The organism is Providencia sp. PROV201 (assembly GCF_028479545.1).
Classification (GTDB): Bacteria; Pseudomonadota; Gammaproteobacteria; order Enterobacterales; family Enterobacteriaceae; genus Providencia; species Providencia huaxiensis.
This window is the reverse complement of the sequence record NZ_JAMPNW010000011.1, coordinates 61,406-87,903: the sequence shown is the minus strand read 5'-3', so window position 1 is coordinate 87,903 and position 26,498 is coordinate 61,406. Positions and strand designations below refer to the sequence as shown.

Here is a 26,498-nt window from a genome sequence, read left to right as displayed (position 1 = left end):
TCAGGTTTTATTATCAGAGGGTGAAACAGTGCCTGCTAAATGCTCTCGTTTGCTGACATTGGCAATCAAAAGAGGCATTAGCAGTAATCCCATCAAAGCCGCGGCACTGGCTAGTAAAGAAAACATCCCTGACCAACCATAGTGTGCAATGACTTGAGAGAGTGGCCATCCAGCGATTGCAGCCCCTAAATAGGCATACAAACCCAGATAGCCCGTTACCGCTCCAGCTGCTTTTTTATGACAATATTCTGTTGCAGCTAGACCGATTAACATTTGGGGCCCAAAAACAAAAAATCCGATAGCAAAAAAACATACAGCCAATAAAGCGTAGTGATGAATTGGTGTTAACCATAAGGCGCTCACGGAGACACAAAGCCCCAATGAAAACAGTAGGATCATAGGTGCACGTTGGCCACGAAATAGGATATCAGAGCCCCAGCCCGAGCAGAGCGCACCTAATAATCCCCCTAATTCAAATAACGACAGTGTGGCATTTGCACTGAGTAAGTTAGTGCCATGCTTTTCTGTTAACCATAAATTCCCCCAATCGTTTATCGCCATGCGAATCAGATAAACCAAAATATAGGAGAAGCCTAGTAACCAAATCATTCGGTTAAAAATAATGGCATCTTTTAAAATCGTTAACATCGGCATGGGAGGGGACAAACGCTCTTGGCGTAACTCCAAAACATCTTGTCGCCATTGCCCCACGCTTGGTAGCTGTTCTTCTTGTGGTGTGCCACGTAATTGGCGGCACAGCCATAACCCAATGATGACACCAATAATCCCGGGGACAATTAACGCCATTTGCCAGCTGTACTGGGTTGCCAATAGTGCTGTAAGCAAAGGCAGTAACATTCCACCTAGGTTGATGGAAATATTCCACAGCCCCCACCAAAACCCACGCTCATTGCGTGAATACCAGTGCGTTAGAATACGTGCGCAAGGTGGCCAGCCCCAACCTTGAAAAAAGCCATTTAGTGTCCAGACAATTAATAACGCGGGAAACGATAAACAATAGGCAAAAATAATATTCAGTAGCCCAGTCATCACTAAACCGACGCCCATAAACCAACGGTATCCGGTAATATCGTGGAAAATTCCCGATAAAAACTTAGAAATACCGTAGGTTAAATAAAAGGCAGTCGCTATCCAGCCAATATCGCTTTTATCGAGAAACAGCTCGTTTTGCATGACAGGCATCACGAAGTTAAAACTCTTTCGCGTAAGGTAAAAAGTGGCATAACCAATAATCATTGATAGCATTAAGCGGCGACGCCAAAAACGATACGTGTTATCCAGACTCAAGGTGTCTTTACCTGTCATAGGGCGGTTTCTCTTGTTAGGCAGAATGTAATCAAGTTTTTAACAAAAAGGATGAGAGAAGGTATTAGAGGACTAGGAATTATTCCTAGTTTTGTGAGGTTTTATCTCAAAATGTGGGCAAGTTAACACTTATTTGTGTTCCATTTTGGGTGGTCAGTGTCCAGTCACCGCCTAAGGCTCGAACTCTCTCCTCAATACCGCGCAAACCAAAGCCACTCGTGCGTTTGCTAAATGGAATACCAACGCCATTATCATCAACAACTAGCTGGATCGAGTCACCTATTTGCTTAAGAGATATGTGGATTTGTGTGGCTTTTGCATGTTTACTGATATTGTTTAGTAACTCTTGGACGAGACGATAAAGTGTAAACAAAACCGTTTCATTGATCGGTGTTTCTTGTAAGCCATAATGAAATTGGCACTGGATATTATTTTGTGGGAAAGAAAATTCAGCAATTAAGTGCTTAAGTGCATTTTCAAGGGACATTTCATCCAATACGGGAGGGCGTAATTGGCGTAACATTTGCAGCGTAGATTGGTGAATTTGCTGGGCTAATTCATTTATTTGGCTTGCGGCTTGGTGGCTGATATCATCTGGCGCCGTTTTTTTCACTAGCATCGACTGAATTTGGATGGCAGTAATATTTTGCCCAATCTCATCATGCAGCTCACGGGCAATCGCTTTTTTGATATCCTCCTCTGTGTGCACGAGCTGCCGCATTAAGTCGCGGCGTGCTTTTAACTCCTCTTCTAGGCGTTGGCGATAACGCTGTAAATTACTGGCTAATTGTTTCTGCCGGCTAATTGCTATCCCAAGCCCAATGCCAATTAAGGCCTGGGTGCTGAGAAACATTTCTAACTCTTCTAAATCGGCAAATGCCCCGTGAAATTGCCGTGCAAAAGTAATAATTAAACTGCCTAATAATGCAGAAAGTACGCCACCTTGCCAGCCATAGCGGTAGGCCATAAAAACGTTAGGAATAAATACCAGAAGGACAATTAACCGTTCGATTTCGGGGGCGAAAAAAACTTGGACACTGAGCCCGACAACACAAAATAGAAAACACCAAACAATTAAGGATGTGCGCAATTGTTTATCTGGCGTTCCATAATCCAGTAACATCTGGTAGTGCTGTTCGTGGAGATACTCATAAATAAGGTAAACAAAAGGAGAAAGGAGTATTCCCCCTGTGAATGTTGTTAGAAATAACTGGCTAATGGAATAGGGTGATAACCCACTGAATAATAAGGCATGTAATACACTATTTGCGGCAACACCTGCGAGCAATAATAATAATCGTTGCCAATATAACGTATAGCGCCACCAGATGTTTTGAATGACAAAAGCAACACCTAGACTTAATAATGGAGACAACAGCAAAACAGGTTGAAAGAGAAGTTGCTCCGATGATAACCAAAAATTCAATATTCCTTCGCTAAGCAGCAGTGTTGGCCAGTAGCGCCGCCAAAGGATAATCATCAATGCTAGGCGCAAGCCTTGTGGAAGAAACAACGTTGCCTGAAAACTGTTTTGACTTAAATAAAAGCCGATGATCCACAACCCAATCCATAACAGGGAATAGGTAAAAAATAAAAAGATGGATTGCAGCGTTAACCGTAAGCTTTTATTCATGCCTGAATTACCTTGAAATTAGGTTATGTTCTAACGCGTAATGAACAAGGTCGATGGTATTTTCACATTGTAGTTTGCCTAAAATATTTGCGCGGTGCACATGCACAGTTTTATGGCTTAGTTCAAGTTGCTCTGCGATCACTTTGACACTCAAGCCAGCCACTAATAAATCAAACACTTCCCGTTCTCGGGGCGTCAGTTCTTGTAGGCTTTTTTGCTGTTGTGGTGAATGGCGTAGCGCTCGCATAGCATCAGAGCATAGGTAGCAACCGCCTTGGTGTACAGAGCGAACCGCTTGGACTAGCTCTTCAGGGCCACAACGTTTTGTTAAGTAAGCACTGGCGCCTGCATCCAATGCGCTTTGTACAAAGGCTGGGGTATCATAAATGCTCAAGATAATAGTGCGAAAATCAGGCTTTTTTTGGCGTAACCGTGATAAAAGTTGTAAACCGTTTTCATCTGGCATCGAAATATCCATGATGGCAACATCAATATCTAAATTAAGCAAATTAGGCCAAGCCTCTTGAGCATTGGCATATTGCCCGACAACCGAAATATCAGGTTCAAGTGTCAAAAGTTGTGCGAAACCAGAACGCACAACGATGTGGTCATCAACTAACGCGATTTTTATCATATTTTTTATCAATTTGATGAGTAGGGTATTGGGAAATCTTATATCAATATAGGAAAAGATAAGCTAGAAGCAGAATGTAAAATTCTGCTGTTCATCTATAATGACGAGCAATTTTTTTATTGGGGTAAAATTTTCACGCAAACTTATTTATATTGAATAATAAATAACCAAAAAACAAGGTGTATAAAAATAGCGACAAACCCCCCATAGGGGTGTCTCCAAAAGGAGACATTTATCTTATTGATAAATATAGACTTATAAGATTGGTGTTTAGGGTGTCTTAAATTAGCGACAATATTGAGAAAGAGATAAACCGTTTCAGTGTATCCAGAATCACTGAATAGACTGTGAAAAATAAATTGTCTTATTTTTTAATGTTTTAAAAAATAAGTTGAAAAGTTGGCACGGCTTGTGCATAATAATATTTAGTTGCTCATTCAACTTCTTATGTAGGTCCAAAATTAGTTGGGTACATACCACATAAACCAAGAATGACGCCAAAGTAAGGTGCCTACCGTCCAACAGCACAGATATTCGCCTTAGGGCCTTATCAAACACAGGGCGACACGTGGAGTGAGGCACCACCTATATAATTATCTTTAATGTAAAGACATAATTATATAAAGCAGTAACCATCAGAGTAGTTGTTATCGCTGGCGGGGTAAAGGTGAGTCCTTTATCCCGCCTTCCTGTTTTATGCCCATCATAATGCCTGTCATACTTCGAACCGCAGCGTTGTTACCTGCGTTCAGCTACTCTAGTCATATACTTTTGTATGCTTCATAGAGATATCTTCTCTTGTCACCTAGCTGCAATCCGAATTATTTAGGGCATAGCTGAAGATATTTTAGACGAGTCAGATATTAAACAATTCGCTTTATAGAATATACCTACCTGAAAACTATTGTCTTTTACCAATTAACTTGGCACGTTCATTGCTATTTCACTCTTATACTTAGTCTGATTTTAACGCTATGGGACACAGAATTTGGATTGTGCTTTTCGCATTACAGGGAGTTCTGCTACCATTGCAATACGTTTAATGGGTATGAGATGAATGTATTGAGTAAATGGCGTTTTTTCCCTCGCTCCTTGCGTCAACTAGTTGTGATGGCATTTTGGCTTGTACTGCTTCCTTTATTAGTATTAGCCTATCAAGCATATCAAAGCCTTGAGCAACTGAGTAACCAAGCAGCCAATATCAATAAAACCACGTTACTTGACGCACGGCGTAGTGAAGTGATGAGTAGCCTCGCATTAGAAATGGAGCGGAGCTATCGTCAATATTGTGTTTTGCAAGATGCCACATTGAAAACCCAATATCAGAAACAGTTTGCTGACTACCAGCAAATGTTTGAACGCCAGAGTACTATCTTACCCGCCTCGTCAGATACTTCCGCGTTGACTAAAACATTGGATGCGCTTAAGACGGTCACATGTGAAAACAATGAACCAACAGAAAAAATCACACGGGCTTTAGAACAATTTTCTACTGAGAATGCCTTATTAGTGCAAGAAACTCGAGATGTGATTTTTAGCCGTGGGGAACAGTTGCAAAAAGCGATTGCGAATAAAGGCCAACTATTTGGTTGGCAAAGTTTAATTTTATTCTTATTAAGCGCATTGCTAGTGGCACTATTCACTCGGATGATTATTGGCCCCGTTAAAGCTATCGAGCGAATGATTAACCGTCTCGGTACTGGGCGTACGATAGCCAATAATATTGAGCGCTTTAAAGGCCCTAGGGAGCTACGGACAATCGCACAGCGCATTATTTGGTTAAGTGAACGACTCGCATGGCTTGAATCACAGCGCCACGAATTTCTCCGCCATATTTCACATGAATTAAAAACGCCTCTTGCAAGCATGCGTGAAGGGACGGAGTTACTCGCGGACGAGGTTGCTGGGCCATTAACCGTGTCTCAAAAAGAGGTTGTAGAAATTCTTGATCACAGCAGTAAGCATCTTCAGCAACTTATTGAGCAATTACTTGATTATAATCGTAAGCTTGTAGATGACCCTCCAGAAGCACAGATCGTTGATTTACAAAAACTCATTGAAGATATCGTCAAAGCACATAACTTACCTGCACGGGCTAAGAACATCAAAACAGAAGTGCGTTTAAAAGTGGATAGCTGTTTAGCTGAACCCTCACTTCTTGGGCGAGTTATTGATAATATCTATTCCAATGCGGTGCACTATGGTGGCGAATCAGGTAATATTTGGATCTCTAGTCGCCAAACAGGTAATAAACTTCTGATTGAAGTTGCGAATACAGGAACGCCAATTCCTGAATCTGAGCAAAGCATGATTTTTGAGCCGTTCTATCAAGGTTCATTACAAAGAAAAGGTGCTGTTAAAGGAAGTGGGCTAGGGCTAAGTATTGCGCAAGATTGTATTAAACAAATGGGAGGAGAACTTTCTCTCGTTCCCAATAAATCAGCAGATGTCTGTTTTAGAATTGAACTGCCTCTAACCGCAGAGAATGAATAATGGTAAATCGGTCTACAGGTGTTTGGGCGGTACTTTACCGTAACGCATCGTTAAATAAACATAATCAAAGAGTACCTTATGTGATGAGACGTACGGGGCTCAATTTTGGGGCGGTTTTATTTTCCCTAATTTTAAGTGGTTGTGTAGTCAAGAATGGTCAGTCACCACTCGAAACTCTGGCCCAAGTCGTTGTGCCAGAAGTTAAAGTTACAGACTACCGTTATACATCATGTGAAACGATTTGGAATAATGACCAGCCAACTGCACGGGAAAATGCACTATTTTGGTTGCGAATGATGGACTGTGCTGATCGCACTGAAACCAGTCAAGCACGTGAAGACGCAAGCAAAATAGAAGTAACAAACTGGTCGAGCGCATTTCAACATAATATTTTGTTGAATTCTGCGGATCCGTCCATTGCAGAACGCCGTAAAATGCTTGATAGCATAAATACGTATAGTTTGAATTTTCCAACAGCCATAAGGCCATTATTACAATTATGGCGTGAGCAACAAGTGCAAATTATCAACTTGTCAGACTCAGGGGCCCGCTATAAACGCTTACAGCAAGAAATGGATAGCAAACTCGACCGTTTAAAGGAAGATAATGCTAAATTGGCTTTCGAGCTGAATACGACCTCCCGTAAGCTTGAAAATTTAACGGATATTGAACGTCAGCTTTCTTCTCGCAAAAAAAGCACGAACGAAACCGAAAAAGACGTGGAAAATGGGGGGGAAGGAGATAAACCTATTTCCTCAGAAGAGCCAAAGCCGGGTAACAGCGTATCTTCTCCAGTAGAACAAAATTCATCGGAGAATGAACAAAAATGACGAATCGCAAGTCAGCAAGTTTATTGTTAGTTGACGATGACCCAAGCCTTCTTAAACTGTTAGGTATGCGCTTGAGTAGTGAAGGTTTTAAAGTCACTACAGCAGAAAGTGGTCCAGAAGCACTAAAAATCTTACAAAAAGAAAAGTTAGATTTAGTGATCAGCGATTTACGCATGGACGAAATGGACGGCATGGCGCTATTTGATGAAATTCAAAAAGCGCATCCAAATATGCCTGTCATTATATTAACGGCACATGGCTCTATTCCTGATGCAGTAGCAGCAACGCAGCGGGGCGTATTTAGTTTTTTAACTAAACCTGTCGATAAAGACGCGTTGTATAAAGCGATTGATGAGGCACTCGCGCTCTCCTCGACACCGATTAGCGATGAAGAGTGGAGCTCTGGCATTGTCACGCGTAGTCCCTTAATGATACGGCTATTAGAACAAGCACATATGGTGGCGCAATCTGATGTTAGCGTATTGATTAATGGGCAAAGTGGTACAGGTAAAGAGGTATTAGCTCAGGCTATTCATAAAGCTAGTCCTAGGGCTCGTAAGCCATTTATTGCCATTAACTGCGGTGCACTGCCTGAACAATTATTAGAGTCTGAATTATTTGGCCATGCGAAAGGGGCTTTTACCGGTGCAGTCAGTAACCGCGAAGGGTTATTCTTTGCAGCCAGTGGTGGTACGTTATTTTTAGATGAAATTGGCGATATGCCAATGCCATTGCAGGTTAAATTATTGCGGGTATTGCAAGAGCGCAAAGTTCGTCCTTTAGGCAGTAACCGCGATTTAGACATTGACGTGCGTATTTTGTCTGCAACTCACCGTAATCTTCCTAAAGCGATGGAAAAAAATGAGTTTCGTGAAGACCTCTACTATCGCCTGAATGTGGTTAATTTACGTATTCCTGCGTTAAATGAGCGTTCAGAAGATATTCCATTATTAGCTAATCACTTATTACGTGAATCTGCATCACGACATAAACCTTTCGTACGCAGTTTTTCCAGTGATGCAATGAAATGCTTAATAACAGCGAGCTGGCCGGGTAATGTCCGCCAATTAGTGAATGTTATTGAACAGTGTGTTGCATTAACTACGTCCCCAGTTATCAGTGAAGCGTTGGTTAGCCAAGCCCTGCAAGGTGAAAATACGGCCTTGCCGACATTCGTTGAAGCACGTAATCAATTTGAATTGAATTATTTACGTAAGTTATTACAAATGACGAAGGGAAATGTCACCCAAGCAGCTCGAATGGCAGGACGAAACCGTACAGAATTTTATAAATTACTTGGCCGCCATGATTTAGAAGCCAATGATTTCAAAGAATAAATAAGAATTATTTACCACATGGTTGTTATCGATTACATTATGTGGAATAAGGCAATTCATATTCACGCTCCGGGAGAAAAAACACCTTATGAGCCGTAAGCTTAATATTTCACTAGCACAACTTAATTGGTTAGTCGGTGACATCGAAGGCAACTGCGAACGCATGTTGCAAGTTGTGAGTGAACAAGCACCAAACACAGATATTGTCATGTTTTCAGAGTTGTCTTTGACAGGCTACCCACCAGAAGATTTGATTTTTCGTGGCGATTTTGAAGATCGTTGCGTCGCACAATTAGAACGTTTACAAAAAGCAAGCTCAGAGACAGCGATTATCGTTGGTCACCCATGGTATGAAGGGGATGATATCTATAATGCATTATCATTTTTCTACCAAGGTAAACTGCACGCACGTTATTTTAAACAAGAGCTACCCAATTATGGCGTGTTTGATGAGCCTCGTTATTTTACCGCAGATGAAAAAACCTGTGTCGTTGAATTTAAAGGCTATCAGCTTGGCTTATTGATTTGTGAAGATATTTGGTATGACGAGCCGGTAGATGCAGCCAAAGGGGCTGGCGCTGAAATATTATTGACAATCAATGCATCTCCTTATGACATTAATAAAGAACATATTCGAACCGATTTATTAGTCGAACATTGTAAACGCACTCATATGCCAATTGTGTATCTCAACCAAGTGGGTGGGCAAGATGAATTGGTGTTTGATGGTGGCTCAAAAATCATTGCAAACAAGGGCAAGCAAACCTTTAAATTGGAAGAGTTTAAAGAGCAGGTTATTACAGTGCAATTTGATGAACTTGCACTGGTGAGCGAAGGTAGTGTATTTATTGAAAATGACCCTGTTGCACAGGTATACCAAGCCTTAGTCATGTCAACTCGTGACTACATCAATAAAAATGGTTTTAATGGGGCTATTTTAGGGCTATCAGGGGGTATTGACTCAGGGCTGACAGTGGCTATTGCTGTTGATGCAATAGGGAAAGAGCATGTGCAAGCAGTGATGATGCCATTCCGTTATACTTCTGAAATGAGTATTCACGACGCTAAAGAACAAGCTGATTTGCTTGGTGTTGAGTTTGATATCGTATCTATCGAGCCGATGTTTGATGCATTTATGGCGCAGTTAACGCCTATGTTTGAAGGGACTGCGGTTGATACAACTGAAGAAAACTTACAAGCACGGTGCCGAGCGGTTATTTTAATGGCGATGTCGAATAAACGCCGTCGCTTAGTGCTGACTACCAGTAATAAAAGTGAGTCAGCAGTCGGTTACTCAACGCTTTATGGTGATATGGCGGGTGGGTTTGATGTGTTAAAAGATGTGCCTAAAACCCTTGTCTTTGAGTTGGCTAAATACCGTAATACATTATCTCCTGCAATCCCACAACGTGTGATTGATAGGCCGCCATCAGCAGAACTTGCGCCAGGCCAATTAGATCAAGACAGTTTACCACCTTATGATGTGCTAGACGCCTTATTAGAAGGTTATGTGGAAAAAGACTTGTCAGTGAATGACCTAATCAAACTTGGTTTCGATAAAGACGTAGTACGCAAAGTTGTGCGTCTTGTCGATATTAATGAATATAAACGTCGTCAGGCTCCGGTTGGGCCACGTATTACGATGCGTAATTTTGGCAAAGATCGCCGCTATCCGATCACCTCAGGTTTTGGCCGTAAAAACTGGTCATAACAGGAATTATTTATGAAAAAAATTGATGCAATTATAAAGCCATTCAAACTTGATGATGTCCGTGAAGCGTTGGCAGAAGTCGGTATTACAGGAATGACCGTAACTGAAGTGAAAGGTTTTGGTCGTCAAAAAGGGCATACTGAACTTTACCGCGGTGCAGAGTATATGGTCGACTTTTTACCTAAGGTAAAAATTGAAATTGTTGTCCCTGATGACATTGTTGAAAACTGTGTCGAAACCATTATGCAAACGGCACAAACAGGTAAAATCGGTGATGGGAAGATCTTTGTTTATGATGTCGCCCGCGTGATCCGTATTCGTACTGGTGAGCAAGACGAAGAAGCGATTTAGTCAATTTAAGTTGATATGAAAATGCGGTAACGGAAAATACACAGGAATGGGATTAGAATTGCGTATTTATTATGCGAGCCCGTTACCGCTAAATTAGAAAACTACGAACATTCCACTAGTTAACCAATTTCCTTCAGTTAATATGTTTCATAGAATGCTCTCCTAAACAGAAGAGCATTTTTTGTGCATTAATTGAGGGGCAATACCTTGTGTGGCCCAAAACATTCATAGTGAATTGCATCGGCATTGACACCCATTGCAATTAACTGCTTACCTACGTGCTGCATAAAACCAACAGGGCCACAGAAATAGAACTGCATATTCGGTTGCTCAATCCATTCACGTACCAATTCTAAATTCATTAAACCTTCATATTGGTAATCAAACCCGAGGCGATCTTCCTCTCTTGGTTGATTAAACCAAATCGCAGATTGGCTAATTTGCTGTTTTGCTAGTAGTTGTTGAATCTCGTGCCTGAAGGCATGAACTGCACCATTCTCAGCGGCATGGAACCAATTTACTTGTGCGCTGTGAGCTTGTTCCGTTAGATGATTTAACATACTTAACATTGGGGTTAAGCCAACCCCTGCCGAAATTAGCGTAACAGGCGTTGTATTATCAACATCGATAAAGAAATCCCCACATGGAGGTGCGAGATGCACGCTGTCACCTTCATTTAATTGTTGATGTAAGAAATTAGAAACGGCGCCTTGGTCTTCACGTTTTACCGCGATACGGTAGCTACGACCATTAGGGGCAGTAGTCAGTGAGTATTGGCGGATTTCTTGGTTTTCAAATCCCGGGTTGTTGACATAAATCGTGATATATTGGCCTGGGCGGTAATCAGCGACAGGTTGCCCATCGACAGGAACAAATTCAAAACTTGTGATCACATCACTTTGTGACTGTTTTTGCGCTAATTTAAATTCACGTAAGCCTTCCCAACCCCCATTTTTATCTGCATTTTCTTGGTAAATCGCAGCTTCTCTACCAATAAAAATATCGGCTAAAACACCGTAAGCTCTTCCCCATGCATCAAGCACCTCTTGGCCTGGGTTAAGGAGTTCATCAATAGCCGCGAGTAAGTTTTCCCCAACAATGGGATAGTGCTCAGGTTTAATATTTAAGCTTACATGCTTTTGGGCGATTTTTTCGACAGCTGAAATGAGAGCTTCAGGAGTTTCAATATGCACAGCATATGCGCAGATAGCATTGAAAAGGGCTTCACGTTGGTCCCCATTCATTTGGTGAGTCATGTTAAAAATATCTTTTAACTCAGGATGCTGTTTAAACATCCTATCATAAAAATGTGCGGTCAGTTTTGGCCCTGTTTCAGCAATGGCAGGAATGGTGGATTTAACAATGGCGATGGTTTGGCTATCTAGCATACAGGTGCTCCTGAATTATTTTCATGTTCTCGTTATCGTTAAGGTAAAAAGCTATTTTTTGTAATATCAAAAATATCTCTTTGTACATCAGTGAGATAATATTATTTCATCTCAGTTAACCTCTATTTTTTGAGATCCATGAAGGCGATTTATAAAGATGTATTTTAAATACAACTTATAATATTTAAGGGTTTATGTAAAGACTCAAACTGGGAAAATAGGGTGAATTTAGGCACATAATGAGAAGGGGATTACAAATCTGGAGGTTTGTCCGTCAAAAATTAAAATTTGGGCTATTTTATAATGAAGCCTTCAGAAGCAAATGAAGTGAAAAAAATTAATGCAATCGTTTGCGTATATTTTTTCTTTAGGGCTATCTCAAGAGTGAAAAAGAGTTTACACTGTGTGTCATTGCGATGAATCGATTTTCAACCTATTGAATTGCTGAGGCAGGAGAAGCGAATGTTAAAGCGTGAAATGAATATTGCTGACTACGATCCAAAATTATGGGAAGCAATGGAGCAAGAAGTACAACGTCAAGAAGAACATATTGAATTAATTGCTTCTGAAAACTATACCAGTCCACGAGTCATGCAGGCTCAAGGTTCTCAGCTAACCAATAAATATGCAGAAGGTTACCCAGGCAAACGCTACTATGGCGGTTGTGAGCATGTTGATGTGGTCGAGCAATTAGCGATTGACCGCGCAAAAGAGCTATTTGGTGCTGACTACGCAAACGTACAACCACACTCAGGTTCACAAGCTAACGCTGCAGTTTATATGGCGTTATTACAACCAGGCGACACCGTTCTGGGGATGAACCTTGCACATGGTGGCCACTTAACCCACGGTTCACCAGTTAACTTCTCTGGTAAACTGTATAACATCGTACCTTATGGTATCGATGAAAGCGGTAAAATTGACTACGACGATATCAAAGCGCAAGCGGAAAAACACAAACCAAAAATGATTATCGGTGGTTTCTCTGCGTACTCAGGTGTGGTTGATTGGGCAAAAATGCGTGAAATCGCAGACAGCATTGGTGCTTACCTGTTTGTTGATATGGCTCACGTTGCAGGTTTGATTGCTGCGGGTGTTTATCCAAACCCAGTGCCTCACGCACACGTTGTGACGACAACGACACATAAAACTTTAGCGGGTCCACGTGGTGGATTAATTTTAGCTAAAGGTGGTGACGAAGAATTATACAAAAAAATCAATTCAGCAGTGTTCCCTGGTTCTCAAGGTGGCCCTTTAATGCATGTTATTGCAGGTAAAGCGGTTGCTCTGAAAGAAGCGATGGAACCTGAGTTTAAAGTTTATCAACAGCAAGTTGCTAAGAATGCGAAGGCGATGGTCGATGTTTTCCAAAAACGTGGCTATAAAGTGGTATCTGGCGGTACTGAAAACCACTTATTCTTAGTTGATTTAGTTGATAAAGACATCACTGGTAAAGATGCAGATGCAGCACTTGGCCGTGCGAATATCACTGTTAACAAAAACAGTGTACCGAACGACCCTAAGAGCCCATTTGTAACGTCTGGTGTACGAATTGGTTCTCCTGCGATTACGCGCCGTGGCTTCAAAGAAGCAGAAGCGGGTGAGCTAGCTGGCTGGATGTGTGATATTCTAGACAACCTCAATGACGAAGCGACCATTGAGAGCGTGAAGCAAAAAGTATTAGCAATTTGCAAAAAACACCCAGTTTACGCATAACATAACGTAATATTAATTACCTAAACCCGCTTCTACATGCATGTATGAGCGGGTTTTTTGCATTGAAAAAACGGAGGAGTGATGGTCATTCCATCAACGCGTTGGCTAGCTATTGATTATTTTACCTACTTTTTTGCCTACAGTATTTTCTTACCATTTTGGTCAGTTTGGCTACAAGGTGAAGGAATTGATGCAGAAATGATTGGCGTTTTGTTAGGGGTTGGGCTAGCAGCCCGTTTCCTTGGCGCGATGTTTATTACTCCTTTAGTTAAAGAGCCCTCGAAGTTGATCACGGCTCTACGCTTACTTGCTGGGCTTTCGCTCATTTTCTCTGTTGGCTTTGCTCTGGGGTCTCACTGGGCATGGCTATTATTTGTGATGATTGGGTTTAACCTATTCTTTGCGCCGATGGTTCCACTGGGAGACTCTCTGGCGGGGGCATGGCAAAAACAATTTACCTTTGACTACGGCAAAATTCGCGTCTGGGGGTCGATAGCCTTCATTATTGGCTCCTCATTGATGGGGTATTTAGCTGGTGTTTGGGGTAATAAGGCCATCATGATGGCCTTGATAGTAAGTTGTTTAGCATTATTACTAGGCGCAATGCTGAAACCAGCAATTATGCCAATGGGGGCGGCGAAAGCGGATGGCGGTAATAAGGTTACATTTAAACAATTGATAGCAGACAAAAACGTCGTTAGGTTTCTCATCTGTGTCACGTTACTGCAAGGGGCTCACGCGGCTTATTATGGCTTTGCTTCCCTATTTTGGAAAGAAGCTGGCTATTCAGACTTAGTGATTGGTAATTTATGGTCGCTCGGTGTCGTTGCTGAAGTCATTGTATTTATGTTAAGCCACCGTTTATTTAGGCGTTGGAGTGCTCGCAATTTACTGCTGTTATCAGCCTTTTGTGGAATTATTCGCTGGGGCTTGATGGGCGCGTTTACGGCATTACCGGTGTTAATTGTGGTGCAAATCCTGCACAGTGGTACTTTTACGGTTTGCCACTTAGCGGCAATGCGTTTTATAAGTGCAAGAAAAGAAAATGAAATTATCCCATTACAAGGTGTTTACTCTGCACTTGCAACTGGTGGTGGGTTAGCTGTACTGACTATTATTGTCGGATACATTTATGAACGAGTACCTGCTCATCATGGCGTAGTTTTTTATTTAATGGCGCTTCTTGCTGTTCCTGCATTATTTATTCGGCCTAAAGTTACCGCTCAATCCTAAAATCACCAGCCAAGCTATGAAAGGTGTTAAACCTATTTTATAGCTTGGTTTGGTATTGAATTTGTTTTCCAGTATCGTCAATATAAATCATTGTTATATTTTCTCCGTGATTAATATCAGCGGTTGAAAAGTAAGTTTGTGATGAAAATGGCTCTACCATCGAGCTTTTTGCAATAGAACGACTTTTATTATTAGCCAGATAGATATTGGCAATATTTAAAAAATAAGGGGTCGGGTTGTTGACGACAATACCGTCTTTAGCTAAATGAAATTGGATGTTTTTGATGACATTGTTTGGCTTTTCTGTGAGGTTTGTAGGGCGATAAAAAACTTTAATTCGTGTTTGAATGGCAAACTGTAGCATATTGGCACTATTTATTTGTTTTGGCTTTGGCGCAATGTCTAATACATTTAAATAAAATACAGACTCTTTATTCGTAGGGAGTTTGTCACCAATAAAACGTATTTGTAATTGAACTCCGTCATTTGCTGCGATTTTAGTGACGGGGGGCGTTACAATAAATAGTGCGTTCGTCGTTTCTGGTGTCGAGTCCGGATTACCTTCATCCACCCAGCTTTGAGTTAATGTGGCTTGTTCACTGTAATTAGTAAGTTGAATTCCGACGGACTTTTTATCACTAGGAAAAATAATTCGTGTTCCTTGTAAAACAAGACTTGCACTTGTTTGGAAGCTAAAAAATAGTAATGTAGCGAACCCTGTAATTTTAATGAATCCCACCATGGTATTTTCCTTGTTAATTATATGACATCACAACTGTTGCCGTACTTGAGACTTGCCCTTGAGTGACACTATTTGTGTTGTATGCATGGTAATAAGCTCCTAAATTTACTGAAAAAGAAGGGGAGATTGGATTTCCCTTGAGGACAGAAAAAATATTTGTCGCTCCATTTTTAGCTGCCACACTATCTGAAAGCACTAACGGTGTATTGAGATTACTTGCGCTAACTAATCGGAAGCCAACGCCTTTAGCGCCTTGGCTAATGGTATTATTCAATGTTGCTTTATCATTTGAGAGCAAATTGCTACTGGATAAAAAAATAGATACATCACGAGAAGCATTACCGCCTGCTAAAAAGTCTTGGCAAGTAAAATTAAGTGTGAATGGCGTGTAGCCCGCTCTGGTTACAGTTTTCACTGCATTGATGCTTACTGGGGGTAGCGAAACGACTAAACCTTGGTTAACAAAATTACAGGTAGTGAGGATTGGATTATAAGTTAAGGTAATTGGTTGTAAGTAGATATCATCGGCACTGGTTGGCCATTGTAGCGTTAACAGAAAAGTGACTAATTTGACTACAATATCTAATAACCACTGTAGAATTCCCAAGCTGGATGCATCAGAGGCGAGTACAATAGGGGTAACTGTGGCGGTGCTTCCTGATACTTCGACATAGTTGGTTCCGGGTTTAGTCGCAAGCAAATTAAATTGAACGGTAAAATTTGTATCGAGTTCACTACCTTGATGTACACCTTCCGTAAGGCCGATAACCCTATCTTTTTCTAATGCAGTGACTGTAATTGAGACAAACTGCTTTCCACCATTAAAACCAATAGTGGCGGTTCTACCTTGGAAAGGAGATGCGATACCAATAGAGTTAGGAAAAAGTATCCCTCTTGCAGTACAGGTAAAAGTTCCAGGGTAGATGGTTCTACTATTTTTACTAACTTGAGTCGATGTACTAGTGAGCTCTGTCGATAAATCAAAAGTAAGAGCGGGAGCCGTCACGGTAGAAGTTTGTCTACAATGCGCTGAGGAATACTGGCTGTAAGCCAATATACTGGAAAGCATCAGTGCTAAAGTGATTTTTTTCATCATATTTTCCTTTATCGACAGAGGTTTTTGTTCTTATCCATCGTGTTGAGTAGCGGCTCGATAACACATGTCTGTTTCCCTTTAAGCTTTATGTGCAATGCCATCGGTAATTGCTCACTTTTGATATACATCACGCCAGATTGACCGACATAACCAATACTCTGTTGTTTAGCATCTGTGATTTCTGTTCCAAAAGGTAAGCTATCGCCATTAGCAAGAGCGCCACGGATGATATAAGTTTGTCGAGTATCAGTTTCGAGTTTGATGTAACTTACCGCCCCTTGATATGGACTTACATTTGCCATATTACCGAGCACCTCAGCGCCTGCGGTTTTCTCTGTATCTGTCAAGGTATAGGTATTGGTTCTATAGGGGGTGGAGTTAGCGACTAAAACAACACCTTGTTGATTAGTTAAGGTGGTTTTATCGGCATTGACCATCATGTCACTGGCCATTGGTGCATCAATGATGGTGTAGGTCTGTCCTGTTTCCCCTGAAAAAACAATATGTCCAGGAATAGCAACCAGAGTTCCTTTGGCGCCTAAACCCGTTTGGCGGTAATTATTGGCCTCTGTGTAAGATCCTGAAAGTGTGCTAGAGGGAAGCTGATAGCTGACGTTCCCACCAACTAAGTTATTACCACCGCTTTGGTTCGTTGCAGTTAACGTATAATTGACTTGGTCATTTTTACCTGCAATACCACTGACACTCAGCGTAGTTTGTTGATAACGAGAGTCGGTGAAATAGCTTCCCATACTAATATTGGCGCGTTTTTCAAATAAAGAAAAAGGAACACTAAAGTTGGCATAAATACGAGTTTCTTCTTCGCTGTCGTAATTGCGAACACGTGAAACAGACACACTATAGGAAATATCGTTATAATTGTTTGCGTAACCGGCTTGATATTCACGGCTATTACCGTTTGCATTCCAATAATCACGGTGTGTACCCGATATGAATACCGAACCATAACCATCAGCTAATTGTTGGTTTAAATTCAACGTAAATGTATTTTTAGCACGTGAACCACGTAAAGCGTCATAATTAGTGAGTGAAAGCTCAGGTGGAATATTATTGCCGAGTTTTTCTGATAACTGGTCTTGATAAGCTTTCCAAGCGCGATAATTATCTTGGGAATAAATGGCATCAATAAAGCTATAGTAACCACTTGTGGAATAACGATATGACGCCAAGGTTAAATTGGTCGATGTTGCATTAATATATTTGTTATAAGTCAGGCGGTAGCTTTGCCCACTGTGATTTCCTGAATCCAATTTAGTATTTGCTTGCGTAATGTCAGCTGAAATGGCTCCAAAACTAAAATTCCAACCACTCCCTATAACGCCAGAATAGTATTTTTCGCTAAATAGCATTCCTGCATAAAGCGTCACTAAATTATTTAACCCATAGTGAAACTCACCTTGAGTAAATTTGGGTTGATAATGGGTATTGTCAATTTTAGTTTGCCCAGCAATGAGGCTGTAATTATAAACGCCCTGTTTGAGCATGTCAGGTACAGCAGAATAGGGCACAGTAAAGGTTTCTTGCCTTCCATCAGCTTCTTGGACAACGACGAATAAGTCACCTCCACCAGCACTAGGCTGAAGGTCATTAAATGCAAACTCACCAGGGGGAACGCTTTCTTGATAAACCAGATTATTATTTTGGTACACGCTGACTAAGGCATTTGTTTGAGCGACACCGCGTATAATAGGTACAAAATTTTGACTTGAATTTGGCAACATACTAGCTTCTGTTGCCAATGCAATCCCTCGAACTCGAATACTATTAAATAGGGCTGCGGGTGTATAAAAATCACCTAATTTCAACCCGGATTTGATTGCACTAAGAGGACGATAAATATAACGGGTATTGTTTTTCCATTTTTGGCTACTATGAGAGCTATGTCGATAGCTGGATTCATCTCTAAATTGCCAAGCGCCTAAATTAACGCCTGAATTTAAGGTAGCAAAAAAATTGTCACTGCTGGTTTTAGAGTTTTTTTTCTCTTTGTAGCTATAATAATTTGTATTATAAGAAAAAATAATTGCAGGTTCGCCATAATTCCAGAGACTGGGGTCAATATAGTTAGCTTCGAGTTGTTTCAGAGCGACTTGAGGGACGGTAATATCGAGTCGTAGGTCGTTGATATTGAATTTATATTTTATATTGGCCACTAAATCATCAATAGGAATAAATGGCTGTTGTTTGGTTTGTTCAATCACCTCAGAAGATAAATTCAGGTTTAATTTCTGCACATCATCAGCAGCAAGGCTAATCAGTTTACCATCATTATTGATATCAATTTCAAATTGGCCTTTCCAACTATTATTTACATAAAGCTCGGCTAATTGTTTACCTGATGGAATTTTACTGTCGGTATAGAATCGTGAAATATCTCCTTGTGCAGATTTACCTACCAATAGGGAAGTCTCAAACTCGTCCGCTATTGAGTTCTTTTGATAACTTTGTAGTCCTATTAAGATTAGGAGGTAGAGATAGTTTTCTTTTTTCACGATGATTTCTTCTATTAAAGTTTAATGTTTTTAGATTTGAAAACACCATAGTCATCCACATACATTAAAATAAGATCGTGGCTTTTCATTGTTCCTTTAATAGGTAATTCTTTTTCAGACATAGGGGCAATCATCGCAGAATCAATTAATGAATTATTTTTATCGTCCGATGGTGTGATAGCTGCAATAGTTAAATGGTATTGCGAGTTATTTTTAACTAATATGTTATTATTTTTAATCTGGTAGCTCGCATGATTAATTATTTCATCGGAGGATTCGGTTAGCCCAATAGGACGATAAAAAATTTTAATTCGTGAGCGTGTGGCTAGCTGAATTGCATTCTTGCCTTTAGCAGATTCTGGAGTTTTAGGAATATCTAAAACATTTAAGAAAAATACACTTTCAACATTGTCAGGAAGTTTTCCGGGTATTTTTTTTATTTTTAATTGCTGACCTTGTAAACCTTCAATTTTAACAATAGGAGGGGATAAATAAAAAGGCGCTTCAGAATTCTCAGGTGTGGAATTTTCATCACCGTTATCAATCCATGACTGAACAAGAGACGATGTTTTGCTATTATTGGTTAATTGTACAGTAATACTATCAGCGTCATCAGGATATATAATTCGAGTGCCTGTAATAATAACATTAGAAAATGTTGAGCTCGAAAATAAAATAGTGAGTAATAAAACTAGAGTTTTCATAATAGTATCCATTTAAAGCCAGGCTAATAAAAGCCTGGCTAAGTCATAATTATAAATAGGAAACTGTATATATTACATTTGATTGCAAAAGACCGACTTTGGCAGCAGTTGCATTAGTTTTATAATAACTGGCAATTAAATTGAGTGTAGCTCCTGTTGCACCACCAGTGTCAGCCCCTGTAAGGTTAGTATCAAAGGCCACATTGAGTGGAATTGCGGTTGTTGGAGTGCTGGTTTTAGATAAACTAAATCCAACATTTTTAGCAACGGAAGCATCATTTTCATTGACGGAAGTATTCACTAAATACAAACCGGAAGGGGAAATATTACTTGATGAATAAAAGTGTAATTTCAGATTACTTACAGGAGTGCTCGCAGGTGCGCAATCAGAGAAAGTTAAAGAAAATTGTTTTTGATTTTTAGAAATAACCGTCGCAGCAGTGGTCCCTGCATCTGTTACGGTTATTGGGTCAAGAACAACAGTCATATCGGCACTATTTCCGCCATTAATAGTACAAGTTGTATCGCTTATTGCTCCAGAAATTGAAATAATTCCTCCAGCACTATTAGTTATTGCAAGTGCTGAACCTGATATAACAGATAACGAAAGTAAAGACAGAGGTAGTATATATCTAGACATAATTAACCCCATAAGGTCAAAGTAAAATAAAGTGATATAACTTTGATTAACAGCCAAATGTAAATTAGCTGTGTTATTTTATGCTAGATATAAAATATATTTTTTTCAAATTAAAAGTCAAAAAAATATTTAATGAGATTAATGTCTTTTTTATATATATGAATTTAATGTGATATTGTTTTTCTAATTATTTCAATTTGACTCGTAATAAGTGTAATTTTTTAATGATCAGTAGTTTATCTTTTTGAGTATTTTTTGTTGTGCATGTTATTGTGACAAGGATAAAGGTAAATTAACTTAACAATAAACAAAAGTTACATTAATTTGTGGAATCAAATAAAATTTAATTTATAAAAAATTAATTGATAATAAAATGGCAAGTCATAGTTAATGACTTGCCATTGAGATATAATCTTATCTTATAAGCTTGGCAGGAAGGTCGTAAATACAGGCATAAAAGTGACTAAGAGTAATACGATAATTAATGTTAAGAATAATGGCATAACTTCACGAATAAAATCAGAAATACGTACACCAGTAATCGATGTGGCAACAAACATGACTGTTCCCATTGGCGGTGTTAAACAGCCGATAGCTAAATTAAGGATCATGACAATACCAAAATGGATAGGGTCAATTCCTAAAAGTTTTACCGTAGGCATTAATAATGGAACAAGAACAATAATTGCGGCATTACCTTCAATAAACATACCTAAAATTAAGAGCACAGCATTGACAATCATTAAGAAAACATATGGATTGTCAGAGAAATTGGTCATCATTTTGGCGACATCTTGTGCCACTTGCTCATTCGTCAATACCCAAGCTAGTGCAGAACAAGTCATGATAATCAACATAATACTTGCTGTAGAACGCGCTGTTTCTAAAAATGAGGCGGCAATGTCTTTTAACTTCATTTCGCGATAAAAGAAAGTACCAATTATAATAACGTAAAGTACAGCTATCGCACCCGCTTCGGTCGGTGTAAAGATCCCAAAGCGAATTCCACCAATAATAACAAGCACTAAAAGGAAAGCAGACATCGCCCCTTTACCTGTTTGGTAAACTTCAGCAAATGTAGGAGCTTTATCTCTAGCAGGTTTGTATCCACGTTTTTTTGCAATAAGATAAATGGCAAACATTAAAGCAACGCAGCACATTAAACCTGGAATGATCGCGGCCATGAACATCTTGCCAATAGAAACATCAGCAACAAATCCATAGATGATTAATGCAATACCGGGTGGAATAATAGGTGTTATTAATGACCCTGCAGCGGTAACAGCGGCAGAGAAGCTTTTCCCATAACCTAATTTGGTCATCTCGGGCACTAGCATTTTAGATAACATTGCACAGTCAGCAAGGTTAGATGCAGAAAGCCCACCCATCATTGTACTTAATAATACGTTAGATTGGGCAAGTCCCCCTGGATAGTGACCAGACAGTGTGCCAGTAAATTTTAACATTCGGCTAGTGATACCGGTGTAATTCAAAAGGTTACCTAACAGAATGAAAAAAGGGATTGCGAGTAATGTGACATTTTCTCCTGCCCCAATAATGCGCTGCACGGCAATAAGAGGAGAGATATCACCGACAGAAAAGAAATAAGTGAGCAATGCAATAAGCACACTTAAAAAAATAGGAACATTAATTAAAAAGCAAAATATTAATACGATACAGGCGATAACTACTGACATGGTTTATCTCCTTTTATTAATTTACTCATGTCTTCCAGTAAATGTTGAATAGAAAATAACACCATGATGGATGCACCAATAGGAACAGAAAGGTCGATATAGTAATAAGAAACACCAATAATTGGTGTTATTTTATCTTCTGCGATAATCGAGAGTTCATATCCAAGATAGCCAAAAATTGATAAAGCAATAATGGCCATAATATGAGTGATAACCGCGATAGCTAATTGTACTTTTTCAGGAAATAAAGAGGTAATTGCATCAATACTGACATGCATTCTTTTACCCGCAGCGGATGCTGCACCAATCATCACCAACCAAATGTAGCAAATGATTAAAACTTCCTCACTCCACATTAAAGGGTCATTAAGAAGCCAGCGCATGAATACAGCAAGAATAGTAATAATGACAATAGCGGCAACGGCAAGTGATGCCACTATATCACTTAATTTCCCCAGAAATTTAAACATAAAAGATCCTTGCGAGAACAATAGTTAACCGTTTGTGTTGTTAAAATATTGGCGGTGAGTACCGCCAAGTCATAGGGTTAATTATTAATAATATCTTGAGTTTGTTGATATAAGTTCGCAGACCATTCAGGGAACTCATTATAGAAAGGTTTAGATTTTTCTTTGAAGAGCGCTCTATCTACTTCAACAACCGTGACGCCTTCACTTTTCATTTTTTCAATAATTTCTTTTTCTTGTTGTAGGACTAGATCTGTTAAGAATTGCCCAGCTTCATTGCCTGATTCAACTAAAGCCTGTTGAATATTTTCGGGTAATTTATCATAAGTTTTACTGCCCATGACTAAGTTGGTCACGTTCTCTACATGGCCCGTTAGGATCAAGAACTTAGCTGCTTCATGGTGTTTTTGCCCATATAGCACTGGGATTGGGTTTTCTGCGCCATCAATAATTTTAAGATTAAGTGCAGTATAAACTTCAGCTAAAGGTAATGGTGTGGGTGTGGCACCCATTGCCTCTAAACCTTTAATTTGAATTTTATTATTGGGAACGCGAATTTTTAAACCTTTTAGGTCATCTGGGGTTTGGATCATTTTATTGGCTAAAATATGGCGTGAACCATATAGCCAATCTTTAGAAACGACATGAAGGCCTTTTTTATCTAATTGTTGTTCTAAAGAACCATACCAAGGCGAGGCGTTCAATTTAAAAATATCTTTATAAGATAGCCCTAAATATGGTCCAAACATAATGCCGTAATCAGGTACATAATCAGAGAAGAAGGCACCATCCGCTAAAGTAATTAATGGGCTACCTAACTTCATTTGTTCGATGACATCTTTTTTAGAACCTAATTGCGAACTTGGATAAGGGATTAATTCACCTTCACCATTGGTTTTTTCATTGAATTTTTTTGCCCATTCGTGGATAGCTAAGTCAAATGGCTCTCCGGGGTTATTTTCATAAGCAACTTTTAGCTTATATTTAGCATCTGCAAATGCTGCTCCTGTCATGCTGCCCATTAATAGCATTGTGCTGAGTGTTAAGCTAAGAAGTGTTTTTCCGTTTAATGTGCTCAGTTTCATAAATGTATCTCCTGTAGGGGGATTTATTGTTTTAAGTATTTATTATTTCTTTCTAACAAACGTATTTTTTGCGTAGCATTGATTCTGTACCATTACTCAGAATTTCAGTAACTTTCTGGCTCACATCATCCTGTAATTTCGGTATTTCGTTGAGGTCTAATCCCCATAAATCAGACATCGCTAGCACATTTTCAGTAAGTTGTTTTACATTTGAGTCATAGAGTTCATTCCAAGCTTTAAAGCGTTCCAGTAAATAATCATCATCATTTAAAGGAATGATTTTCCCAGCCTGCTCTCCTCGGTAGAAAACAATCAACGCAGCAAGTGAAAATGAAATGCAATAAGGGATTTTATTGTATTGATTAACGTAAGAGATTAATTGGGGTAATAAGCGAGTTTTAAATTTAGTTAGTGAGTTAAGCGAAATTGAGATTAATTCATGTTCTATATATGGGTTATTAAAACGGTCAATCACTGCGGAAGCAAAAGCTGCGAGCTCCGAAGGGCTTTGAGATAAAACAGGAATAACTTCATTATCAATTAAATCTTTAATGAAAGATAAGAAAATGGGGTTGGTAGTGACATCACGAACAGTTCTAATGCCTGCTAAGTAAGCAACGGGGACCATCGCAGTGTGTGCACCATTCAAAATTGCCACTTTACGCTCTTTATAGGGTTTTATATCGTCGACAACTTTGATATTTAATGGTAATTCATTTAGTTTTAGTTTTTGCTCTAATACTTTTGGTCCTTGAATGACAAACAAATAGAAATATTCAGCTGTGACGAGAAAATCGTCTTTATAACCTAATTCTTTTTCTAGTTTTTCAATTTCATTTTTTGGATAGCCAGTAACAATTCTATCGACTAACGTAGAACAAAACGTATTACTGTCATTTAGCCAAGCAATAAAATCTGCGGGAAGTTTCCAGTCTTGCGCATGTTTATTCACAAATTCTTGTAACTTGTCGCCATTATAGTCAATTAACTCACATGGGATGATGATTAACCCTTTACTGTTATCGCCATTAAAATATTGAAAGCGGTGAAATAAAAATTGCGTAAGTTTAGCCGGGAAACTACTTGCCGGTGTATCTTCTAGGCGTACGTCGTGCTTATATACGATCCCTGCTTCAGTTGTGTTAGAGAATACCCATTGTAAGTCAGGATTTTCTGCACACTTTAAAAATTTATCATATTCAGAGTAAATAAGTATTTCACGATTAACGGAATTAATTATTCTTATATTAGAAACGCTTTGTTTTTGTTCATTAATTCCCCTGGTGATGGCGGTATAAAGTCCATTTTGTTGATTAATTGAGGGATGTGATGAGTCAATTGGCCTAACAATAGTAATACCACTATTGAAGTCTGTTTTTTCATTCAGTTGGTCAACCATCCAGTCGATAAAAGCACGTAGAAAATTACCTTCTCCGAATTGTAGAATTCTTTCTGGGTATTGCTTGTTAGCCATTGACTGTCGATTTAAGTAATCCATGACCATTCCTCTAGTTATTATGTGTATTAATCATCTGGTGTTGACTCAGACTAGAAGTATTTTTTTCTATGGACTATTAATTGAATCAATTTTGTGGAATGAATGGCTTTTTGATGTTTTTAATGTGTTTTTTATCAGTTAAAAACAGACGGGTTATTGATGGATTAAATGTGTTTAATAAGTATTTATTTTAATTAATTGAAAAATAACAAATATTTTAGGTTGTTATAATTTTGAATAATAATAATTTTATAATTGAGTTGTTTTTTTACTAAAAAATTCAGGTTTTATTTGATGTGTACAATTATCGAGAAAATGAAATACTGTTGTTGGCCATCCATTGGCCTGGCATGTTGGTGCTATTTATTCATAAGTTTGTTGTATGGAATTGATCATCGTTCGTTTAGCGGTATCTAAATGGTGACGAAGTTCATTCATCGCAACAATGTCATTACGGCTAATTAAAGCACTTAAAATGGTCATATGTTCTTCAATTGCCAGTACATTTCTTTCTTTTAAGTCAGATTCATCCCACTGGTATTGAAAGTGAAATATCACAGTGATGATTTCAAGAGACTGATTAAAAAATGGGTTGTTGGCACCCGATAAAATAAGGCTATGTAGCTCATAATCGAGTTGGGAAAAGTCGCGGTAATTGATAGTCACCGTTTCGCGCAGTGTTCTATGCTTGAGTAATAGCTCTTTCGCTAAAATCCAACGATGGTCATCTGCGGGTAAATTTAAAAAGTGAGTAAGGGCGTTGGTTTCCAGTAATTCTCTGAACTCAAAAAGTTTTTCTGCATATTCACGTGAAAACTTCATCATATGCCAATTTCCTCGGTGGGTGTTTTTAATTAACCCATAACGAGAAAACTCCACTAAAAACTCTCGGACAACGCTAGAGCTCACATGGCTTTTTTTCGCCAATTGTAACTCAGTAAAAGTATCTCCAGGCATCAACTCTTTGCGTTTTATCATTTGGTAAAACGCTTTTTCGAATAAGACGATTTGTTGATCTGGAAGGCTTGACTCAACTGGGAAAAAATCAGTTTTATTGGGATAGCGAATGACATGGTATTCATTCCCTTGTTTTTCAATGATTTTCTTTTCTAGTAAATATTCAAGGGTATGTCTAACGGTGGTTCGACTGATATTAAACATTTCCGCTAAAGAAGATTGTGATGGGAAGGGAGACGTTAATAAATTTTTATGAATCGCATCTAAAAATTCGTTAATTGACCCATAACGTATATTTTTACTCCTTACCATTTAAATGCCCCTTAAGCTGTTTTTTATTCTTTAAAGACCGATTTAAAACCGATTTAAAAACATTTAATCACAAAATTTGGTTGCTAAGTATCTAGTCTATGTTTTTTAAATTAAAAAAGACAGATAAATTGATGG

The 26,498-nt window shown here is 39.1% G+C and carries 21 protein-coding genes; 7 read left to right on the top strand and 14 right to left on the bottom strand.

Annotated features, from left to right (window positions below; genetic code table 11):
* The 3 genes from uhpC to PR809_RS11140 all read right to left on the bottom strand — a co-directional run bounded on the left by uhpC (position 1) and on the right by PR809_RS11140 (position 3,593).
* Complete coding sequence (uhpC, locus tag PR809_RS11150) at positions 1–1,326, bottom strand: MFS transporter family glucose-6-phosphate receptor UhpC (RefSeq protein WP_102137527.1); 1,326 nt, start codon at positions 1,324–1,326, stop codon at positions 1–3.
* A 106-nt stretch (positions 1,327–1,432) separates the two neighbouring features.
* Positions 1,433–2,959 (bottom strand): MASE1 domain-containing sensor histidine kinase, encoded by a 1,527-nt coding sequence (locus tag PR809_RS11145; protein WP_206276249.1) that lies wholly within the window; start codon positions 2,957–2,959, stop codon positions 1,433–1,435.
* A gap of 7 nt (positions 2,960–2,966) precedes the next feature.
* Positions 2,967–3,593, bottom strand: a complete 627-nt coding sequence (locus PR809_RS11140; RefSeq protein WP_102137529.1) for a response regulator transcription factor — start codon at positions 3,591–3,593, stop codon at positions 2,967–2,969.
* Between the two features lie 1,053 nt (positions 3,594–4,646).
* On the opposite strand from PR809_RS11140, the gene PR809_RS11135 reads away from it, so the two are divergent.
* From PR809_RS11135 to glnB, 5 genes are all read left to right on the top strand, one after another.
* Complete coding sequence (locus PR809_RS11135) at positions 4,647–6,086, top strand: sensor histidine kinase (RefSeq protein WP_195697449.1); 1,440 nt, start codon at positions 4,647–4,649, stop codon at positions 6,084–6,086.
* A complete protein-coding gene (gene qseG / locus PR809_RS11130; RefSeq protein ID WP_206276250.1) occupies positions 6,086–6,916 on the top strand; it encodes a two-component system QseEF-associated lipoprotein QseG in 831 nt (276 codons plus the stop codon). The genes PR809_RS11135 and qseG overlap by 1 nt, the downstream gene beginning before the upstream one ends.
* Positions 6,913–8,253, top strand: a complete 1,341-nt coding sequence (gene glrR, locus PR809_RS11125) for a two-component system response regulator GlrR (protein WP_102137532.1) — start codon at positions 6,913–6,915, stop codon at positions 8,251–8,253. The genes qseG and glrR overlap by 4 nt, the downstream gene beginning before the upstream one ends.
* Positions 8,254–8,341: 88 nt before the next feature.
* Positions 8,342–9,964 carry an NAD+ synthase gene (locus tag PR809_RS11120; RefSeq protein ID WP_166267550.1) on the top strand — a complete coding sequence of 541 codons (1,623 nt, stop codon included), beginning with the start codon at positions 8,342–8,344 and terminating at the stop codon, positions 9,962–9,964.
* A gap of 12 nt (positions 9,965–9,976) precedes the next feature.
* Entirely contained in the window at positions 9,977–10,315 is a 339-nt protein-coding gene (gene glnB, locus PR809_RS11115; RefSeq protein WP_004912721.1) for a nitrogen regulatory protein P-II, read from the top strand.
* A gap of 188 nt (positions 10,316–10,503) precedes the next feature.
* On the opposite strand, the gene hmpA is transcribed toward glnB, so the two are convergent.
* Positions 10,504–11,703: an NO-inducible flavohemoprotein gene (hmpA, locus tag PR809_RS11110; protein ID WP_206276251.1), complete on the bottom strand. Its 1,200-nt coding sequence runs from the start codon at positions 11,701–11,703 to the stop codon at positions 10,504–10,506.
* 462 nt (positions 11,704–12,165) lie between these two features.
* Between hmpA and glyA the strand changes: the two genes are divergently transcribed.
* Positions 12,166–13,419 (top strand): serine hydroxymethyltransferase, encoded by a 1,254-nt coding sequence (gene glyA, locus PR809_RS11105; protein ID WP_102137535.1) that lies wholly within the window; start codon positions 12,166–12,168, stop codon positions 13,417–13,419.
* An 81-nt stretch (positions 13,420–13,500) separates the two neighbouring features.
* Complete coding sequence (locus PR809_RS11100; protein WP_102137536.1) at positions 13,501–14,652, top strand: 3-phenylpropionate MFS transporter; 1,152 nt, start codon at positions 13,501–13,503, stop codon at positions 14,650–14,652.
* 37 nt (positions 14,653–14,689) lie between these two features.
* Here the strand turns inward: PR809_RS11100 and PR809_RS11095 are convergent, their stop codons facing one another.
* The 10 genes from PR809_RS11095 to PR809_RS11050 all read right to left on the bottom strand — a co-directional run bounded on the left by PR809_RS11095 (position 14,690) and on the right by PR809_RS11050 (position 26,363).
* Positions 14,690–15,394, bottom strand: coding sequence for a fimbrial biogenesis chaperone (locus tag PR809_RS11095; RefSeq protein ID WP_102137537.1), 705 nt, complete (start codon positions 15,392–15,394; stop codon positions 14,690–14,692).
* Positions 15,395–15,407: 13 nt separating this feature from the next.
* The gene (locus PR809_RS11090; protein WP_336298717.1) at positions 15,408–16,487 is read right to left on the bottom strand and encodes a fimbrial protein; all 1,080 of its coding nucleotides are present in this window, start codon (positions 16,485–16,487) and stop codon (positions 15,408–15,410) included.
* Between the two features lie 11 nt (positions 16,488–16,498).
* Positions 16,499–19,003: a fimbria/pilus outer membrane usher protein gene (locus PR809_RS11085; protein ID WP_206276252.1), complete on the bottom strand. Its 2,505-nt coding sequence runs from the start codon at positions 19,001–19,003 to the stop codon at positions 16,499–16,501.
* Positions 19,004–19,017: 14 nt separating this feature from the next.
* Positions 19,018–19,707 carry a fimbrial biogenesis chaperone gene (locus tag PR809_RS11080; RefSeq protein ID WP_206276253.1) on the bottom strand — a complete coding sequence of 230 codons (690 nt, stop codon included), beginning with the start codon at positions 19,705–19,707 and terminating at the stop codon, positions 19,018–19,020.
* A gap of 49 nt (positions 19,708–19,756) precedes the next feature.
* Positions 19,757–20,347: a fimbrial protein gene (locus tag PR809_RS11075; protein ID WP_036958998.1), complete on the bottom strand. Its 591-nt coding sequence runs from the start codon at positions 20,345–20,347 to the stop codon at positions 19,757–19,759.
* A 419-nt stretch (positions 20,348–20,766) separates the two neighbouring features.
* Positions 20,767–22,044, bottom strand: coding sequence for a TRAP transporter large permease (locus PR809_RS11070; RefSeq protein ID WP_102137540.1), 1,278 nt, complete (start codon positions 22,042–22,044; stop codon positions 20,767–20,769).
* Positions 22,035–22,514, bottom strand: a complete 480-nt coding sequence (locus tag PR809_RS11065; RefSeq protein WP_004264924.1) for a TRAP transporter small permease — start codon at positions 22,512–22,514, stop codon at positions 22,035–22,037. The genes PR809_RS11070 and PR809_RS11065 overlap by 10 nt, the downstream gene beginning before the upstream one ends.
* A gap of 77 nt (positions 22,515–22,591) precedes the next feature.
* Positions 22,592–23,596, bottom strand: coding sequence for a C4-dicarboxylate TRAP transporter substrate-binding protein (locus PR809_RS11060; RefSeq protein WP_102137541.1), 1,005 nt, complete (start codon positions 23,594–23,596; stop codon positions 22,592–22,594).
* Between the two features lie 52 nt (positions 23,597–23,648).
* Complete coding sequence (locus tag PR809_RS11055; RefSeq protein ID WP_206276254.1) at positions 23,649–25,094, bottom strand: tagaturonate reductase; 1,446 nt, start codon at positions 25,092–25,094, stop codon at positions 23,649–23,651.
* Between the two features lie 363 nt (positions 25,095–25,457).
* Positions 25,458–26,363, bottom strand: a complete 906-nt coding sequence (locus tag PR809_RS11050) for a GntR family transcriptional regulator (RefSeq protein ID WP_102137543.1) — start codon at positions 26,361–26,363, stop codon at positions 25,458–25,460.
* Positions 26,364–26,498 lie beyond the last annotated feature (135 nt).